This is a genomic window from Streptomyces sp. UNOB3_S3 (assembly GCF_020740895.1).
Taxonomy (GTDB): domain Bacteria; phylum Actinomycetota; class Actinomycetes; order Streptomycetales; family Streptomycetaceae; genus Streptomyces.
This window is the reverse complement of sequence record NZ_JAILXP010000137.1, coordinates 1-17,465: the sequence shown is the minus strand read 5'-3', so window position 1 is coordinate 17,465 and position 17,465 is coordinate 1. Positions and strand designations below refer to the sequence as shown.

At 71.1% G+C, this 17,465-nt stretch carries 18 protein-coding genes and 2 pseudogenes; 13 read left to right on the top strand and 7 right to left on the bottom strand.

Going from position 1 to position 17,465, the window contains the following annotated elements:
* Both paaK and K6I33_RS36605 read left to right on the top strand, forming a co-directional pair.
* A partial coding sequence (gene paaK / locus K6I33_RS16880; protein ID WP_229352861.1) for a phenylacetate--CoA ligase PaaK occupies positions 1-1,281 on the top strand: 1,281 nt, incomplete at its 5' end.
* Positions 1,278-1,814: a penicillin acylase family protein gene (locus K6I33_RS36605; RefSeq protein ID WP_374284847.1), complete on the top strand. Its 537-nt coding sequence runs from the start codon at positions 1,278-1,280 to the stop codon at positions 1,812-1,814. The genes paaK and K6I33_RS36605, both read left to right, overlap by 4 nt.
* On the opposite strand, the gene K6I33_RS16870 is transcribed toward K6I33_RS36605, so the two are convergent.
* Positions 1,726-2,760, bottom strand: a complete 1,035-nt coding sequence (locus tag K6I33_RS16870; protein ID WP_374284844.1) for a hypothetical protein — start codon at positions 2,758-2,760, stop codon at positions 1,726-1,728. The genes K6I33_RS36605 and K6I33_RS16870 overlap by 89 nt on opposite strands.
* Before the next feature lie 175 nt (positions 2,761-2,935).
* On the opposite strand from K6I33_RS16870, the gene K6I33_RS16865 reads away from it, so the two are divergent.
* The 9 genes from K6I33_RS16865 to K6I33_RS16825 all read left to right on the top strand — a co-directional run bounded on the left by K6I33_RS16865 (position 2,936) and on the right by K6I33_RS16825 (position 9,666).
* Entirely contained in the window at positions 2,936-3,253 is a 318-nt protein-coding gene (locus tag K6I33_RS16865) for an Imm51 family immunity protein (RefSeq protein WP_229352852.1), read from the top strand.
* 662 nt (positions 3,254-3,915) lie between these two features.
* Positions 3,916-4,221, top strand: coding sequence for a hypothetical protein (locus K6I33_RS16860; protein ID WP_229352863.1), 306 nt, complete (start codon positions 3,916-3,918; stop codon positions 4,219-4,221).
* Entirely contained in the window at positions 4,218-4,919 is a 702-nt protein-coding gene (locus tag K6I33_RS16855) for a hypothetical protein (RefSeq protein WP_229352849.1), read from the top strand. Before K6I33_RS16860 ends, K6I33_RS16855 begins: the two co-directional genes overlap by 4 nt.
* Positions 4,920-5,655: 736 nt before the next feature.
* Positions 5,656-6,813, top strand: coding sequence for a methyltransferase domain-containing protein (locus K6I33_RS16850; protein ID WP_229352846.1), 1,158 nt, complete (start codon positions 5,656-5,658; stop codon positions 6,811-6,813).
* A 214-nt stretch (positions 6,814-7,027) separates the two neighbouring features.
* The gene (locus K6I33_RS16845) at positions 7,028-7,213 is read left to right on the top strand and encodes a hypothetical protein (protein ID WP_229352843.1); all 186 of its coding nucleotides are present in this window, start codon (positions 7,028-7,030) and stop codon (positions 7,211-7,213) included.
* On the top strand, positions 7,210-7,725 hold the full coding sequence (locus K6I33_RS16840) for a hypothetical protein (RefSeq protein WP_229352841.1): 516 nt from the start codon (positions 7,210-7,212) through the stop codon (positions 7,723-7,725). Before K6I33_RS16845 ends, K6I33_RS16840 begins: the two co-directional genes overlap by 4 nt.
* Positions 7,726-7,988: 263 nt before the next feature.
* On the top strand, positions 7,989-8,723 hold the full coding sequence (locus tag K6I33_RS16835) for an alpha/beta hydrolase (RefSeq protein WP_229352839.1): 735 nt from the start codon (positions 7,989-7,991) through the stop codon (positions 8,721-8,723).
* 276 nt (positions 8,724-8,999) lie between these two features.
* Complete coding sequence (locus K6I33_RS16830; RefSeq protein ID WP_229352837.1) at positions 9,000-9,362, top strand: hypothetical protein; 363 nt, start codon at positions 9,000-9,002, stop codon at positions 9,360-9,362.
* Positions 9,304-9,666, top strand: coding sequence for a hypothetical protein (locus K6I33_RS16825; protein WP_229352834.1), 363 nt, complete (start codon positions 9,304-9,306; stop codon positions 9,664-9,666). The genes K6I33_RS16830 and K6I33_RS16825 overlap by 59 nt, the downstream gene beginning before the upstream one ends.
* 429 nt (positions 9,667-10,095) lie before the next feature.
* Here the strand turns inward: K6I33_RS16825 and K6I33_RS16820 are convergent, their stop codons facing one another.
* The gene (locus K6I33_RS16820; RefSeq protein ID WP_229352833.1) at positions 10,096-10,389 is read right to left on the bottom strand and encodes a DUF1330 domain-containing protein; all 294 of its coding nucleotides are present in this window, start codon (positions 10,387-10,389) and stop codon (positions 10,096-10,098) included.
* Between the two features lie 339 nt (positions 10,390-10,728).
* Between K6I33_RS16820 and K6I33_RS16815 the strand changes: the two genes are divergently transcribed.
* Complete coding sequence (locus K6I33_RS16815; protein ID WP_201878052.1) at positions 10,729-11,025, top strand: helix-turn-helix domain-containing protein; 297 nt, start codon at positions 10,729-10,731, stop codon at positions 11,023-11,025.
* 151 nt (positions 11,026-11,176) lie between these two features.
* Here the strand turns inward: K6I33_RS16815 and K6I33_RS36600 are convergent.
* Both K6I33_RS36600 and K6I33_RS16800 read right to left on the bottom strand, forming a co-directional pair.
* Positions 11,177-11,659 (bottom strand): annotated as a pseudogene (locus K6I33_RS36600) (winged helix-turn-helix domain-containing protein).
* A 6-nt stretch (positions 11,660-11,665) separates the two neighbouring features.
* Positions 11,666-12,619 (bottom strand): triacylglycerol lipase, encoded by a 954-nt coding sequence (locus tag K6I33_RS16800; protein ID WP_229352828.1) that lies wholly within the window; start codon positions 12,617-12,619, stop codon positions 11,666-11,668.
* A gap of 193 nt (positions 12,620-12,812) precedes the next feature.
* Here K6I33_RS16800 and K6I33_RS16795 point away from each other — a divergent pair, with 193 nt between their 5' ends.
* Positions 12,813-13,412, top strand: a complete 600-nt coding sequence (locus K6I33_RS16795) for a penicillin acylase family protein (protein ID WP_308297197.1) — start codon at positions 12,813-12,815, stop codon at positions 13,410-13,412.
* 42 nt (positions 13,413-13,454) lie between these two features.
* Here the strand turns inward: K6I33_RS16795 and K6I33_RS16790 are convergent, their stop codons facing one another.
* The 3 genes and pseudogenes from K6I33_RS16790 to K6I33_RS16780 form a co-directional block, all read right to left on the bottom strand.
* Positions 13,455-15,005, bottom strand: a complete 1,551-nt coding sequence (locus tag K6I33_RS16790) for an acyl-CoA synthetase (RefSeq protein ID WP_229352822.1) — start codon at positions 15,003-15,005, stop codon at positions 13,455-13,457.
* A gap of 128 nt (positions 15,006-15,133) precedes the next feature.
* Positions 15,134-16,213, bottom strand: a pseudogene (locus K6I33_RS16785) (NAD(P)H-dependent flavin oxidoreductase); the annotation flags it as partial.
* Positions 16,214-16,273: 60 nt separating this feature from the next.
* A partial coding sequence (locus K6I33_RS16780; RefSeq protein WP_229352820.1) for a tetratricopeptide repeat protein occupies positions 16,274-17,465 on the bottom strand: 1,192 nt, incomplete at its 5' end.

Genomic DNA, 17,465 nt, shown 5'->3' with positions numbered 1-17,465 from the left:
ATGCTGGACGTCGCGGAGCGCATGTCGCGCGAGGAGCTGGAGGCGCTCCAGCGGGAGCGCCTGCGCGCCACGCTCCAGCATGTCTACGACAACGTCCCCTTCTACCGGCAGGCGTTCGACGCCGCCGGGCTGCGCCCGGAGGACTGCCGGTCGCCGGCCGATCTCGCCCGCTTCCCCTTCACCACCAAGGCGGATCTGCGCGCGCAGTACCCCTTCGGCATGTTCGCGGTCGACCGGTCGGAGATCCGGCGGCTGCACGCCTCCAGCGGCACCACGGGCACCCCGACCGTCGTCGGCTACACGGAGCGCGATCTTGACGTCTGGGCCGGCGTGGTGGCCCGTTCCCTCCGCGCGGCCGGTGTCCGGCCCGGCGACACGGTCCATGTGGCCTACGGGTACGGGCTGTTCACCGGCGGGCTCGGCGCCCACTACGGGGCCGAGCGGCTCGGCTGCACGGTCGTCCCCGCCTCCGGCGGCATGACCGCCCGCCAGGTGCGGCTGATCCACGACCTGCGCCCCGAGGTCATCATGGTGACCCCCTCGTACATGCTCACGCTGCTCGACGAGTTCGAGCGCCAGGGCATCGACCCCCGGGGCACCAGCCTCCGCGTCGGCGTCTTCGGCGCCGAGCCCTGGACCGAGGAGATGCGCCGCGAGATCGAGGAACGCTTCGCGATCGACGCCGTCGACATCTACGGGCTCTCCGAGGTGATCGGCCCCGGTGTCGCGCAGGAGTGCGTGGAGACCAAGGACGGCCCGCACCTGTGGGAGGACCACTTCTACCCGGAGATCGTCGACCCGGTCACCGGCGAGCCCCTCCCCGACGGCGCCCACGGGGAGCTGGTCCTCACCTCGCTCACCAAGGAGGCCATGCCGGTCATCCGCTACCGCACCCGTGACCTCACCCGGCTGCTGCCGGGCACCGCCCGGCCCGCCTTCCGGCGTATGGAGCGGATCACCGGCCGCTGCGACGACATGATCGTGCTGCGCGGGGTCAATCTCTTCCCCTCGCAGATCGAGGAGATCGTGCTGGACATCGCCGGTGTCGCACCCCACTTCCAGCTGCGGCTGACGCGCGAGGGCCGGCTGGACCGGCTCACGGTCCGCGCCGAGGCGCGGCCGGACGCGACCCCGGAGCGGCGCGCGGCGGCCGCCGCCGAGGTCGAGCGGCGGATCAGGGACGGCATCGGGGTGACGGCGGGCGTGGAGATCGTGGACCCCGAGACCCTGGAACGGTCCCAGGGCAAGCTCAAACGGATCGTCGACGAACGCCCGAAATGACGCCGGGGAGCGCCGCGGAGCACCACGGAGAAGGAGTCGTCGGCAAGGACTACGCGAACGCCGGCTTCGGCTCGGGCTGGGCCCAGGCCACCGACCAGGTGTACGAGCTCGCCAAGGGCTTCGTCACCCTGCGCGGGGAGAGATCGCGCCACTTCGGCCCCGAGGGCAAGGCCGACCCCGCCCTGTCCGAGGCGGGCGACAACCTCTCCAGCGATCTGTTCTTGCCACCCGAGGCCGCCGAAACGCTGCGCTGGGCGACATGGCCTGGCATGCCCCGGCACCGGCCGTCGCCGTCGGGGCAAACGCGCCAGCGGACCCTGCAGTCCCGACGGTTCCATCAGCACTCACCGGGACGGAGCCAGTTCGTCCTCCCTCGACACCGCTTACAGCAGCAGCTCGTGGACCAAGGCCGGGGACAAGCACGAGTGGCGGTGTGCCCTGGCGCTACACGTTACGAATCCTGTGCAACTGGGAGGCGTGTATGGCGGGTAGCCGGACCAAGGTGTCCTCGAAGGCGCCCTGGTGGGGCGTGAACGGGCGCCAGGGGCGCGGAGGCAGAGGGTAGTCGTCGCGCAGAACGCCTTCCGGGAGGGTTCCGGTCGCGGGCATCGGCGAGGTCTCGCCGGGGTGGGCGAGGTAGGCCCAGACCCCGCTGTCCAGCGGCACCACAGCCCCCTCGTCGCCTGGTGGACGCCAAGGGGCCCCTGTGAGGGGGTGGCGTGGGACGAGGAGGACGTCGGGGCGAAGCCGGGGCAGGGGGATGCCCGGGCCGGCCAGCCCTACGGACCGGGCTTCGGGCCCGGCGGGGAGGTACCGGCCCACGGCGTGGCCGAGCAACTCGAAGGCGGGACCATCGGGGAGGTGCACCGGGTGGCCCTCGGCGGCCACCATGAGATGGGCCAGCACGACTCCGATCGCCGCTTCCCAGCGACGGCTCCACGACCCGTCGGGTTCGACGGGCGGGACACGATGCTCAGCGCGTTCCAGATCGTTCCAGCCGGGAGGCGGACCGGCCGGGACTCCCGAAGGGCGGCGTACAACCGCCTCGGGCTCGAGCCACACCGTCTGCCACGATCCACAGTCGTCGACGCGGGTTGCCACGGCCCGCTCGCACCCCTCGCACGCCAGGTTGGGACCGGCCCGGCCATCGACACCCCGGCAGTACCCCTCGCACTTGTCGGGGATCAGGGTCATGGACCGGGAGTCGCCGGGGGCGATGACGATCCGGTTCCGCGCGCCGAAGGAGACCGAATACACCGGCGCGAACACGCCCTGCCGGGCCGCCGCTTCCGCACCGACCTCCTCCCACAGCCGCCAGGGCGGCCCCGTGGGCTCGGGTTCGACAGCGTACGTCGCGGACTCCATCAACGGAGGATGGAGTTCCTCCCACCCCCCGTAGTGGGTATGGACGGGGAGGGCCACCCGGGACACCGGCGCCGTCAGCTCCGTGCCACACCCAGCACACGCGAACACATCCAAAAAAGCACTCCTCGTTCCGATTCCCGGGGGATTGTGCCTGTCCGGCAGCGGAGAATCCACCGGATTTCGAACGCCTCGTAGGGTGCCCTTTCGGATCACCTCGCCGCGATTGTCATCCGGTCAGCAAGACGATCGCGCGAAACGGGATCGCACTGAGACCGGAAAGGATCGCGCCGTGACCATCAGACTGCACGACATCGACGGCGAGCATTCGCTGACGCTGGATGCCGGTGGCCTGGCTGCCGATGCCGCAGTAGTTGCCGCCGGGCACGAGCCGAACGGGTACTTCTGGGAAGCCCTCGTGCGGTTTGCCTGGCCGGACATTGCCGAGCGCCTCGATTTCGACAGCGAGGCCGGCATGTTCTGCGCCGTCGGCAGTTCGAGCCACCTCGCGCGGCTCAAAGCGGCCATTGAATCCGTCACCACGAGCCCCGAGGAAGTCATCAACGTCATTGCCCGTGCGCAGACGTCGGACTTCGAATTTGACGACTAGGTCCGTGCACAGGCCCGGGGAGCGCGGTGCGAGACCCTTTCCGGGGGTGCCCGACCGGGCTCCGCCCCGTGGCCGTGCCGCGTGCCAGGTCATCAAGGGGGCCCCGGTCACCCGGCGCCGGCTTCGGCGCCCGCACCGAACGAAGCCACATCCTCGGGGAGCATGTCCGGGCTGGTAGCTGGTACCCGGCACGTATTCGATGTGTGTTGTATTCCTCGCCTCGGCTGGCTACCGGCCGGGGCGGGCCAGCCGGGGCAAGGTGGGGGCTTTTGCCGGGGGCTGGGAGGTTCAGGTGCGCACGATCAGGCACAGCCGTCGAGCTGGATGCGCTCGCGCAGGGGCTGGAGCAGAGCTAGAGGGGGTCAGCGAAAAGACCGATGATCCGCCTTTCGGGTAATCGGCCGTTACGCAAGTGCAGCCTGTGTTGTTGGCGCGACGTCGCGCCTGGGTGGCCCAGCGCGGCACGACGACTGGAGGTCGATACCCATGAAGAAGTTCATCGTCGCCGAGGGGCGGCGACTTCACCGGCCGGACGAGCCCGTACGAGCCCGGGGCCCGGCGATCCGTTGCTGTCGTGCTCACGGGCGCCGCCCAGCGCGCAGTCCCGGTCGGCGCGGTAGCGCCGTGCCGTGCATCTACGCCCGCCACCAGAAGGAACAAGCGTGCCCATGAACCTCAAACGACTTCACGTGGAGAACAGCCGTTTCAAGACCACCGCAGCCGTCTCGGCAATCGCCGTCGGCCTGCTGGCCGGCCCGTTGCTGACGGCCCCCGCTGCCGACGCAGCCGGTACCGGCCCGCACCTGAACGGGCGCCCCGGCCCCCACAACTACCGGGTCCCCGCAGGAGTCCACCAGATCACGGCCTACCTCTGGGGCGCCGGCGCCGGTGGCGGCGGTGGCGGTGGCGGTGGCGGCACTACGGCGGCGGGGGCGGTGGCGCCGGTGGCTCCGGAGCCGGAGGCATGAGTGGTTCCTTCGTCACGTGCGCCTTCAACGTCAAGCCGGGTCAGATGCTCACGATCCACGTGGGCAAGGGCGGAGCCGGCGGAAAGACCAAGGGGCAGTTCTGGGACGGGACCTTGGCCGGTCGAGGAGGCGGCGAGTACAAGCAGCGACTTGGAGAGGGCGAGGACGGGAACACCGGCGGAACCGCCAAGAGTGGTAGCAGCACGACTGTCGGCACCGCCACGGTCAGCATCGCCCGTGCTCCCGGCGGTCAAGGTGGCTCCGAGGCAGGCATGGGAGGCATCGGAGGAGGCACCCGGGCCGGTGCGGACGGCGGGGGCGGTGGACGGCCCGCCGCGTCGGACACGTCTCTCCTGTACACCAAGTGCAACAGCACCACCAGGCCCTACCGGGCAGGGACAGGCACGAACGGGTCCAAGGGAGGGAACGGGAAGGACGGCAACAACAACCCCGACCGGAGCCGGCGAGGAGGAGAGGGCGGGAAGGGCACGGCTGGAGGCGCCGGCGGCAAGGCCTTCGACCTGAGCCAGGGGCTGGCGTCCGTCCCGCTGTCAGCCGGGAACGGCGGATCCGGCGGCCGTGGCGGCCAAGGAGGCGCAGGAGGCAACGGCATCGGACGCTTTGGCGAAAATGGCTACGTAGGTCACAACGGCACGCCCGGTGGCAGCGGTGCTGTCCTGATCACCACCACAGGGTAAGGTCCGCACCGGCTCGAAGGCCCCGCTGCAGGCAAGCCCCAGAAAGACCGTTCTCGCTGGAGAGGGCCCTACTCAGCTACGCGCCATGCAAATCCGGCCCGCGCCTGGTCCGCACACGCCGATCAAACCCGCGATACCGGCGGTACGAGGTGAGACAGAGCACAAACGGAAGGGGTGCCCCCAAATCCGGGACTGACGCCGCCGCGGAGGCTGCCTGCGCCCTGGCCGACGCTGCGGTCTCCTCCGGATGGAGCGTGACCGCCGTCGAGGAGCCCACCGAAGCCATCGACACTCTCGTGGCCACGCTGGCCGCCCTGGACCCGCAGGTCGCGCGTCTCCTCGCTCCAATCCCGGCCGCCACTGCCGCCCTGCGCCAGCGCATCGAGCGACCAGAACGGAGACCGAGGCGCCTCCGCCGCGCCGGCGGCGGCGCAGCCTCGGCCACGGTGCGCAGCCCTTGTAAGCCTGGTGCTATCGACTCACCCCGATCGGCTGAACCGCACTCCGGTCGCCCGGCCTGGCTTGTTCCGGCCATTACCCGGCGTTCGCGGGATGGCACACTCCCGGGCACGCGATTCTGGGAGTTCGCCGATGACGCGAGTGAAAGAGGCTCCGATGGGTGATCATCGCAAGCCCGAAGAGGATCTGAGCAAGGGCGAGCCGCCGCCCGGCAACAGTGACGGGCGGGTTCCTCCGCCGCCGCCCCCGTCCGGGACGCGTAGGAAGTAGAGGTCTAGTGCTCCAGTGTGAGGAACGGCGTGCCCGCCTGGCGGCCGTGATGGACAAGAGCGGGGCCAGGCCCGCGGACTCATCGTGGATCCGGGACGCCTTCGCGGCCCGTCCCCGGCACCTGTTCGCTCCTGATCGGCTGTGGTATTGGGACGGCCATGCCTACGTCCCAGTCGACCGGAAGGCCGACCCGCAGCGGTGGGCGGCCGAGGTCTACGCGGGGCCGGACGACCCGGCCATCACCCAGATCACCGGTGGTGTGCCGAGCTCCAGCCTGTCCTGCCCGGCAATCATTGCGGACATGCTCGACTCCGTCATGCTGGAGCCCGGCCACCGTGTCCTCGAACTCGGCGCCGGCCAGGGATACAACGCCGCCCTACTGGACTGGCGGACCGGCCCCGGCCTCGTCACCACCGTGGAGGTGGACCCCACCCTCGCCGCTGCCGCGCAGGACCGGTCGGAGGTCCTGGGCACAGGGGTGGCGGTGCAGACCGGCGACGGCGAGCTCGGCTGGCCCGACGGGGCCCCGTACGACAGGGTGGTGTCCACCTACGCGGTCGAGTCCGTGCCATGGGCGTGGATCGAGCAGACCCGTCCGGGCGGACGGATCGTCACCCCCTGGGGCCGGCTCGGGCACGTCGCGCTGACCGTCGCCGACGACGGCAAGTCGGCGACCGGATGGATGCAGGGCCTGGCCGCCTTCATGCCCAGCCGCACTACTCCCGAGGCCCGCCGCAGCTGGCGGCAGGTCCGCGGCGATAGGCCGACAGAAGACGAGCGCGCCCTCGCCCTCCCTCCTGGCCGGCGGAACGACGGCAACGTGCTGTTCGTCCTGCGCGTCTGCCTTCCCGACGTCGAGGTCTTCACGCGAACCGGCGACGACCACCGCGTTACCGGCTTCCTCCACGACGGCCACTCCTCCTGGGCCACCCTCACCGCCTGCGGGGGCGGCACGACCCTCGTCCGTCAAGGAGGGCCGCGCCGCCTGGCCGACGAAGCCGAGCGCGTCCTCGACGGCTGGGCGCAGCAGGGCGAGCCGTCGCTGTACGACTTCGGCATGACCGTACTGCCCGACACGCAGTTCACCTGGTGCAAGGACCCCGGGACCGGTCCCTATGGGTTGCCCCATCACGACCCGACGCTGAGCGGGAACAGGGCCTCATAGGGTGTGGTGAGCGGGCTCTACCGGTCTTCGTCGCCTTCGTGAAGTCCCCGCGCCCTTCGTGGTGGCCACCGGGACAGGCCTTGAGCCCGCAGCCCTCGCAGAGGATGAGTTCTCGTACTCATCCGCAGCTGGCCCGGCCCCGGCATACTGCCCGGGACCGCCATTCGCCCGGCGCAAGCATGAGGGATACGTCAAGTGGGCCTACTCCCGGCTGGTGGCCTGGGACGACGCCCGGGAAGCGGCCAACGTCGCCCTCTTCCGCATCTTCGGGCGCTGGGATTCCGAGATCGTCGGCATCACCGGCCTGACCGCCTCCACCGTCCGCTCACACCTCAAAGCCGGCCGCACCGCCCTGGCCACGATGGTCGGTCAGGACTGGCCAGCGAAAGGAACACCATGACCATCGACGACATCCTGCGCGGCATGCGCATCCGCACCCCCGCCTGCGCCTTGCTCCAGCAGCCGGAGGACCGGCACTGGCTCAGGGAGCGTATCGAGCGCGCCGAGCAGCGACGCGAGGCCACCGGCGTCCGCCGGACCTGGGCCGAACTGGCCGCCTTCGCCCAGGGCGAGGACGGGCCGTCACCGAACGGACGGCGGCTGCTCCGCCAGCACGTGCAGGCACTGTGCCGGTACCTGCTCACCGTCCCCGGCGCGCGCCGCCGCACCGGGCGCTTCGCCCACGCCGAGGACCTCACCGATCCCGCCGGTGCCCGAGGGCTGGGCTGCCTGGTCCACCTCACTGCCCGCAACGGCAGCGGCGCCCGGTTCTACTGGCATTACGCCGCGGGCATCGGCGATGCCACCGCCGCCTACCTCCTGGCCCTGGAGTCCCTCCTGCGTGGTGAGCACCGGGAAGCCGCCCACTGGGCCTCCGCCAACTTGAAGGCACAGGTCAAAGGGCTGGTGTGATCGGTGCTCAGGGTGCTCACGCTGGTCATGGGCGGCTGTCTGCGCAGTAGATCGCCCGTCAGCGGTTGATTGCCGGCCACGGATCCTCCGCGAAAACCCGTTGGCGGACCACGGCGGCCACTGCTACGTTTCCGGAGGCCGTGCGAGAGAACGAGGAGGTGGTACCCGTGAACGTTTCGACATGGGTGCTCCCCTCCGGGGTCGCGGTCGGGCGATAGGTCGTCCGGGAGCGCCGTTCAATGGCACTCCCGAAAGGCACGACCATGCGATTCACTTCTGAACAGCGTCTCGACGACGCTGTCCTCGAGCGCGAATTCACCCTCGATGAGATCCCCGGCATCCTGTGGACGCCCGCATCCGCGTCCGCACCGGCGCCGCTGATCCTGCTCAGCCCCCCGCCCCTCGGGCTGCGCAAGACGTACCCCCGGCTGGTGGCCCGGGCCCGCCACGCTGCGGCGGACGGCTTCGCCACGGCCACCATCGAGCTCCCCGGAAGCGGCGACCGGCCCCGCCTGCCCGCCGCCGAGCAGGCCCTCGCCGACCTGCGCCGGGCGATGGAGGCCGGCGAGCCGGTCAGCGACGAGGTCATCGACGCCCTCATCCTCCCCCTGGTCGACAGGGCGGTCCCGGAATGGCAGGCCGCCTTGGACGCCCTGCTCGCGCTGCCCGAAATCGGCGGCCCGGTCGGGTACTCGGGGGGAGTCATCTCCATCGGGACCCGGCTGGCGGTGGTCGAGCCGCGCATCTCGGCCGCCGTTCTGTTCGCCGGGAGTTTCGTCCCCCGGGCCATGTTCGAGGAAGCCCGCCAGGTCACCATTCCTCTGCACGTCCTGCTGCAGTGGGACGACGAAGGGAACGACCGGCAGGCGGCCCTGGACCTGTTCGACGCCTTCGGCTCCAAGGAGAAGACCCTGCACGCCAACATGGGCGGGCACACCGGCGTCCCGCAGTCCGCAGGCGACGAAGCGGGCCGATTCCTCGCCCGGCACCTGAAGTGACGCCGGCCGTCAGGCCACCAGCAGACGGTAGGCCGTGCTGGCCAGGATGCTGCTCACCTAGGGACAGGTCCCAGCCCTCCTCGGCTCTCTACACCACGGGCCCCTGCCAGAACTCTTGGCAGGGGCCCGTGCTGCCCGGAGCCATGAACTGCTCGATGTCCGCAGAGCTTCGGGTGCTGCCCAAACTCGTGTACGGGTGCTGTCGGCTCGTGAACAAAGCCACTCGATCACACCCTTTTCTGGAAGACCCCATCAATGGCCTTCTACGATCTGTGCATGCTGGATCCCGAGCTGCCGGAACGGATCACCGCGCGGCGCGCGGAACTGGACGAATTCGAAGAACAGCCGGCCAAGCAGTTGGCGGAGGTACGGGCCGAGCGGGACGAACTCGCCGTCGCCGAACGCGTCCTCGAGCGGATGAGCGAACAGATCGCTGACGAGCGCGCCTCGGCGATGCCGATGCCTGGTCAGGTGGGCGGCCAGGCGGTGATGCTGATCCCGCACCGCACGCCGGACGTCGAGGAGGCCGCACTGCCGCCGGATTACCAGCGCATCCTCGCCGTCGTGCGGCAGGCCGCACGTGCCGGTCGCCGCCCGGCCGTCCTGGTACGCGCTGCCGCTGCGGTACGAGCCGGCTGACCTCGGCGGGCTGCCGCTTCAGCGGTTCCTCGACGCAGTCCGCGCCGAAGGCGCCATCGAGGCCGACCGGCCGGGCTCGACCTGCCCCCTGGGCACTCATCCGCTGTTCCAGGCCCCCGGGGCCCTGCTGCCTGGATACGCTGGCCGCCAGGACTGCGCCGTCGGTGACCTCCCGGCGGCCGGATACGTGCATGCCACCACCTTCAAGCTGCCGGTATGGCACCGCGAGGAGGACGTCCGCCTCGCCGACGCCTGCACCGCGGCCGTCGCCAAAGTCGCCTCCCACGCGAAGGACCTGCTGTGAGTTCCCCCGACACCGCTCTGCTCGACGATCTCGCCCGCGCTGCCGAACGCGACGGCATCGCCAAGACCGTCGTCGGCGCCGTCATCGCCGACGACGGCAAGGTCCTGCTGCTGCACCGCCCGGCCGACGACTCTCGACACCTGGCGCGACCAGGCAGTCTGACCGGCTCCCGAGCCCGACCGGGCCCCGGTCGCCCCGCTCCCGGAGGGGGCGACCGGGGCCCACGGCCGTACGGGGCTGGCGCCATGCCCGGGGCGTACGCTGAAGCCATGGCCGGTCGAGTGCGCCGGTGCCGGTGGTGCCGGGAACCGATCCGGGCGGCAGCCCGCCCGGATGCCCCTACTGCGGCCCGGCCTGCGTGGGGCTACCGCCCCGGCCGTCGCGCCGCACGCATGCATCAACCACCGTGACATCCGGCCAGGACATCGGTCAGTCGATGCCTTCGACGATGCGGAAGTCGCGCTCGACGCCGTCGGAGAGGGCGACCAGCGCCTCCTGGTAGGCCGCACTCTCGCGCGCCGCGACGGCCTGCTCGAAGCTGTCGAACTCGACCAGGATGGTGCGCTCGGCGATTCCGGCGTCATGCGCCACGACCCGACCGCCACGGACGAGGGTCCGACCGCCCGCGGGCTCAACGGCCAGGCGGGCCAGCTTGTTGTAAGCAGCCAGCTTCTCAGGATTTGAAATGGTGCGGTAGACGCTGACCCAGTAGCCCTTGGGCATGGAACCTCCAGTGTTGGGATGAGTGCATCTGACTTACGGGTTGGTCTCGGACGAGCGTCGGCGGGCGAGGGCGAGGCTTGTCAGCTTCGTGATCGCCATGGCGCCGATGCCGACCAGCGCCGCGGTGGTGTAGGCGCTGTCGTCGGGGAAGGGGTGGCCTGGTCGGTGTACGGCGGTTCCAGCAGGGCTATCCGCGACACTGGCTCTCCCGTCGAGTTCGTTTCGAAATCAGAAACGCCGGGTGGATGCTAGTGTTTCGAATAACGAAACGCAAGGAGGGTCATGCCGACACCGCGCCCAGGAACACCGGTTCGTGGATCGACTACCGGCCGTCCCCTCATGGCCGCGATGGACCTGTTCGGCCGTCGGTGGGCGCTGCGAATTCTCTGGGAACTGCGTGCGGGTCCGCTCGGCGCCCGCGCGCTGCTGGCACGGTGCGAAGGGCTGTCATCCAGCGTCCTCTACCAGCGGCTCCGCGAACTCGCATCGAGCGGGATCATCGCCCCCTCGGCCGATGGCTACGAGCTGACTCGGCTGGGGACAGCACTCCGTGATGCCCTTCGTCCGCTCGACGAATGGGCGATCGCCTGGGCGCAGGAGCAGGAACACAACGATCAGGAGCCCACGGAGACGTGAAGGTCACGCCCGGCCAGGTGGAGCGGTGATGTGACAGCCGCCGACTCGGGACACGGGCTCACGCGGCCTGCGAGAAACCCTCGGTCGCCGGCTCGTCGCCGCGCAGAGGGGTGAAGTCGACGTCGTTACTGACTTTGCAGCGGTGTTGTCGTCAGAGTGTGAGACCGGTTGCGGTCAAACAACCGTCGATGAGGTGGCTGCGGTATTGGATCTGGCGGAGGCCGTGGCGTAGTACTCGGACGAGGTGGTCGGGGTCGGTGAAGGCGGTGTTGGCTCCAAGTGCCCGTCGTGCGGGCACCTGGTGGCTCCATCCGTGACGCCGGAGCGTCCGGGCGATGCCAGAAGAGCGTAAAGCTCTTGTGGAACCTGCGGCCGGTCAAGGTCTTGATCCTCGCCAGGGTCCACTTCTGGTCCGGCCGTGCGCGACCGGGCCCTTGCCCAGTTCTGCCTCCAGGGCCACGAACAACTCGTCGCTCGGTTTCGGCCGGCCGGCGGAACCTGTCGACCGGAGTGCGGCCTCTCCACCGGCTTCGTAGGCCTGCCGCCACCGCTGGACCGGCCGGACACTCACCCGTAACTGCTTGGCGACCAGCCCGTTCGACTGCCCGTCGGCAAACAATCGGGCCGCTTCCAGCCGGAATCAGAAGGCGGGAGCCCTCGGCACACAAGGAGCCGCCGGCGCTGAGGGGTCCAGGGCCCGCTTGACCAATCCGATCGCACGCGGGCTGTACGACATGCTCAGATGGGCGGAGAAGTCGACGAAGCAGCCCTCCTGCAAGGTGATGTTCTGCACCGTTGCTCCGGGGCCCGCCGTCATGAACGTGCTCTGCCAGGGGGTGGTGATCTCGTCGTACTTCGTGCCGATCACGGTGTAGTCGACCCCGGGAACGGTGTCCCCGTCGGCGTTGAGCTCCTTGATGAAGTCGGACTTCTCGTACTGCTGGATGCCCGCCTTCCCGAGGGGCTTCTCCCCGGACTCCAGCATGTGGAGCTTGTCGGCGAGGGTCTCGATGCCGCTCATGGTGGTGCCGTGGTTGGTCGCGCCGAGTTGGACGACCTTCTTGACCTTGTTCTTCGAGGGATCGCCCGTGTTCGCGCCACCGTCGGCCTTGAGATACCAGCGGGACAGGGTCCCGCCCTGGGAGTGGCCGACGAGGTCCACCTGCCCGGAGCCGCTGGCGGCGAGCACCTTGTCCACGAAGGCGGCCAGCTCCTTGGAGGACTTCTTGATGTCTCCGTAGCCCTTGACGTTGGGAGCGAGAGCCACTCCGGCGTCGTCGGTGTCGCCGAAGTCGAGGGCGTAGACGCAGTAGCCCTGGGCCTTCAACTCGGGGGACATCCGGGCCCAGTTGTTGTAGCGGTTCTCGTAGGTGCCGTGTACCAGGACGACCGGACGCGGGCGGGCGGCGCTGGGACGGCAGTTCCAGTCGTTGGCGCCCGGCGGATCGATGTCGAGGCGGAGGATGGAATAGCCCATGGCGGGAAGGAAATTGTCCTGCGCCGGGCCGGTCTCCGCTGCCGCGGACGTGGAGGTGGCCAAGACCGTCGCCGTGGCGGCGGCACAGACGGCGGTGGCGTATCTGGGTATGTGCAAGACGGCTCCTGAGGAGTGCGGAACTCGGACCACGCGCGATGTTTCTCAACAGTGCCGACCGAGGAGGGAACCCCGGGTGACCTCCCCCGACGCCCTCACCGGATGACGCACCGCCCCCCGGATCCGGTACCGCCCGAGGAGGATCCCGGGCCGTCGGCCTCGTGCCCCCGGGGCGACCTTCCCGGCCCTCGGTGTGCACGCCGAGGCGGGGGGCTCTAGAGGGAGGGAAGCACAAGCGCGTACTCACACCCCGCGAACAGCCGGATCATCACACAAGTCACACCCGGCCATCACATCTCTACAAGATCGCGTTACGAGCTCCATGTCCGCAGATCACTTGGGCGATGTGCGGTGGCAGACCGTTCATGATGGCGTCGGTCAGGCCCGTAGCGGCCAGGGCGCCCTGCTCTTCGACCGCTTCTGGCGGAAGTTCACCGCCACGGTCCCGGAAGGCCGGCTGTGGCGGGTGCCCTTCTCCCCCGCCTCCCCCGTGACCACTCCGAACACGCTCGACACCGGTGCGGACGGCTTCGCCCGCTGGAACGCCGCGCAGGGCGGCTACACCGAGGTGGGCATGGGCTCCAGCCACATCCAGGCGGTGGGCTGGGACGGCAGCGGCTGCCCCGTGGCAAGGACGCTGCTGACGTACTCCGAGTCCTCGAACACCGCGTCGCCGCACTACAGCGACCAGACCGAGCTGTTCTCTCGGGGACGCATGGTCAAGAGCCGGTTCCGCGAGAGGGACATCCTCGCGTCGCCGCAGCTGAAGGTGGTGCGGGTGAGCGAGCGCTGAGGCCTTCGTGAGCCGTGCCGTCCGACGCCCTCGCACGGGGCGTCAGACGGCGCGGTCCCGGCCGTGCCAGTACGGGTCGCGCAGCAGCCGCTTGTAGAGCTTGCCGTTGGGGTCGCGCGGCAGGGACGCGGTGAACTCCACGCTCCTGGGGCGCTTGTACCCGGCGAGCCGGGCGGCGCAGTGGCCGAGGAGCTCGGCGGCGAGGGCGGCGCCCGGGGAATGGCCGGGCTCCGGTTCGACGACGGCCTTCACCTCCTCGCCCCAGTCGTCGTGCGGGACGCCGAAGACGGCGGCGTCGGCGACGGCGGGGTGGGCCAGGAGCACGGACTCCACCTCGGCGGGGTAGATGTTGACGCCGCCCGAGATGATCAGGTCGATCTTGCGGTCGTGGAGGAAGAGATAGCCGTCCTCGTCGAGATGGCCGAGGTCGCCGACGGTGAAGAAGTCCCCGACGCGGCTGCGCCGGGTCTTGTCGGCGTCCTTGTGATAGGCGAAGGGGCCGGTGGTCATCCGCAGATAGACCGTGCCGACCTGCCCGGTGGGCACGGGCTCGCCGTCGTCGTCGAGCACGGCGATCTCGCTGATGGGCCAGGCCCGGCCGACCGTGCCGGGCTTGCGCAGCCACTCCTCGGACGTCGCGTACGCGCCGCCGCCCTCGCTGGCCGCGTAGTACTCCTCCACGCACCCGCCCCACCATTCGATCATCGCCCGTTTCATATGCTCCGGGCAGGGCGCGGCTCCGTGGATGGCGTGCCGCAACGAGGAGACGTCGTAGCCGGCCCGCACCCCGGCGGGCAGGGAGAGCAGCCGGCCGAACTGGGTGGGGACCATGTGCGTATGGGTGCAGCGGTGGGTGTCGATCAGCCGCAGCATCTCCTCGGGGGCCCATTTGTCCATGACCACCAGCCGGTGCCCGATGTGGAGGGACGCGGCCGCGAATTGCAGAACGGCGGTGTGGTAGAGCGGTGAGCACACCAGATGGACGTTGCCGTCGTGGGGCTTGATGCCGAAGATGCCGAGGAATCCGCCGAGATGGGCCTCCTCGGGCGGGATGCCGGGCAGCGGGCGGCGGATGCCGCGGGGGCGGCCGGTGGTACCGGAGGTGTAGTTCATGACCCAGCCGAGGGTCCGGCCGTCGGGCGGGGTGGCGGGCCGGCCGTCGAGGAGGGCGGCGTAGGGCCGGAAGCCGGCGATGTCCCCGACCGCGTACCGCCCGGAGGGCGGCAGCGCGGCCTCGTCGGCGGCGGCCCGCACGGCGTCCGCCCAGCGCTCGTGGGCGATGAGCGCCTTGGCGCCGGAGTCCGCGAGGATCCAGGCGATCTCCGGGGCGACGAGGTGGTGGTTGACGGGGACGAGGTAGAAGCCGGCCTGGGTGGCGGCGAGATGGGCGGTGAGGAATTCGGCGCCGTTGGGGAGGACGACGGCGAAGGCGTCGCCCTCGCGGAGGCCGGTGGCGCGGAGGGCGTGGACGAGGCGGTTGGCTTGCGCGTGCAGGTGGCCTGCGGTCCAGGTCTCACCGGACGGGGTGACCAGGACCTCCCGGTCGGGGTCGGTGGTGGCCTTGGCCCAGAAGCCGTTGCCCTTTTCCGTCATGGGGTCGTGTCCTCCTGGGGAGCGTCACCGGGTGCGGGCCGGTGGGTGGCGTTGTGCCCACCCTCCCCCAAGCTCTCGGCTTCGCTCGAGCAGGGGGGACCCCCATCGCCCTGCGGAACGATTGCCCACAACCGGTTCACGGCTCGTTCGAAGCCTCTCGTCAGGTCGTCCACCACCGCCTGGACGCTGCGGACCGTGTCCATCGATCCCACGATCTGGCCGACCGGGGTGCCCAGCAGGGGTATCACCTCGTGTTTCTGGATGCGGGAGAGCGCCTCGGCGACGAGCAGGCCCTGGAGGGGCATGGGCAGGGTGCCGGGGCCGGCGGGGTCGTCCCAGGCGTCGGTCCAGGGCGTGCGGAGCTGGCGGGCGGGCTTGCCGGTGAGGGCGCGGGAGCGGACGGTGTCCCCTGAGCCCGCGGCCAGGAGCTTGGCGGTCAGGGCGCGGGAGGCCAGACCGGCCTCCTCGGTGGTGAGCCAGATCGAGCCCAGCCAGACGCCCTGCGCGCCCAGCGCGAGCCCGGCGGCGATCTGTTCGCCGCTGCCGATGCCGCCCGCGGCCAGCACGGGCAGCGGGTCGACGGCCCGGACCACCTCGGGGGTGAGCACCATCGTGGCGATCTCACCGGTGTGGCCGCCCGCCTCGTAGCCCTGGGCGACGACGATGTCGACGCCCGCCGCCGCGTGCCGGATCGCGTGCCGGGCGCTGCCGGCGAGCGCGGCGACGAGGGTGCCCCGGCCGTGGGCGCGTTCGATGACGTCGGCGGGCGGCGGGCCGAGGGCGTTGGCGAGGAGGGCGAGCGGGTAGCCGAAGGCCACGTCGAGCTGGGTGCGGGCGACGTCCTCCAGCCAGCCGGTGATGCGCCAGCCGGAGCGTTCGCCCTCGGCCAGTTCGGGTACGCCGTGCTCGGCGAGCGTCCTGCGGACGAACTCCCGGTGCCCGTCGGGGATCATGGCCTCGATGTCGGCCTCGCCGAGGCCGGGGACGGTGCGGGCGGGCATGACGACGTCGAGCCCGTAGGGTCTGCCGTCGGTGTGGGCCTGCATCCAGTCGAGGTCGCGCTCGAGTTCGCCGGGCGCGGTGTAGCGCACCGCGCCGAGGACGCCGAGCCCTCCGGCGCGGCTGATCGCGGCGGCGACCGGGGGGAAGGGAGTGAAGCCGAAGAGGGCGTGCTCGATGCCCAGCCGGCGGCTCAGCTCGGTCCGCATGGGCGGCAGGATGCCGCAGGGAGGTGGCGGAGGGAAGCCACCGGGACAGTTTTTCTGACGCTACGTCAGATCGGTGCGATTGCCGGTCCCCCGGGTGGCGCGGGTCCGGCGGACCGCCGCGACCTGGCGGTAGAGCTCGACGGCCTCGGCCGAGCGGCCGAGCTGCTCCAGGCAGTGGGCCTCGTCGTGCCGGCTGGCCAGGGCGTCGGGGTGGTCCGCGCCCAGCACGCGCTGCCGGGCCTGGGCCACGTCGCGGTAGACGGCGAGGGCGTCCGCCCAGCGGCCGAGCCAGCCGAGGCCGACCGCCACCTCACGGCGGCTGACGAGGGTGTCGGGGTGGTCGGGGCCCAGCACCCGGGCGCGGATCGCGCAGACGTCGCGGGCCTCGGCGAGCGCCTCCTCCCAGCGGCCCAGGCGGCCGAGGTTGACGCCCAGGCCGTGCCGGGCGCGCAGGGTGTCGGGGTGGGCCGGTCCCTGGGCGCGGGCGCGGTCCTCGACCAGCTCGCGGTAGAGCTCCAGGGCCTCCTCGCTGCGGCCCAGCCGGCCCAGGCAGATCCCGGCCTCGTAGCGGGCGGCGAGGGTGTCGGGCTCGTCGGGGCCCAGCACCCGGGCGCGGGAGGCGGCGACCTCCTGGTAGGTGCGCAGCGCCTCGGCCCAGCGGCCGAGCTGGCCGAGCGCGTAGCCGACCTCGTAGCGGGTGACGAGGGTGTCGGGGTGCTCCCGGCCCAGGACCCGGGAGCGGGCGGCCGCGACGTCGCTCGCCATCCGGTAGGACTCCTCCAGCCGGCCCAGTCTGCTGAGGTTGAAGGCCAGGTTGTGGCGGCAGCGCAGGGTGTCGGGGTGGTCGGGGCCCATGACGTGCTCGCGGGCGGCGAGCACGGACGTGTAGACCTGGTGGGCCTCGAAGTGGCGGCCGAGCTGGCCGAGCACGTACGCGGTCTCCTGGCGGGCCGCCAGGGTGTCGGGGTGGTCGGGTCCCGTGGCGCGCTCGCGGCCCGCCGCCGTCCGGGCGAACTCCCGCAGGGCGTCCTGGGGGCGGCCCAGCCGGCTCAGGGCGAAGCCGAGCTCGTAGCGGGCGGCGAGGGTGTCGGGGTGGTCGGGGCCGGACAGCCGGTCGCGCTCGGTGGCGACGGCCCGCTGCACCTCGGCGGCCTCGGCCCAGCGGTCGAGGCGGGCCAGGCGCAGCCCCTCGCTGTAGCGCGCGGCGAGCTCGGTGGCGCGGGCGTCCGGGGGCGGGCGTTCGGAGCCGGAG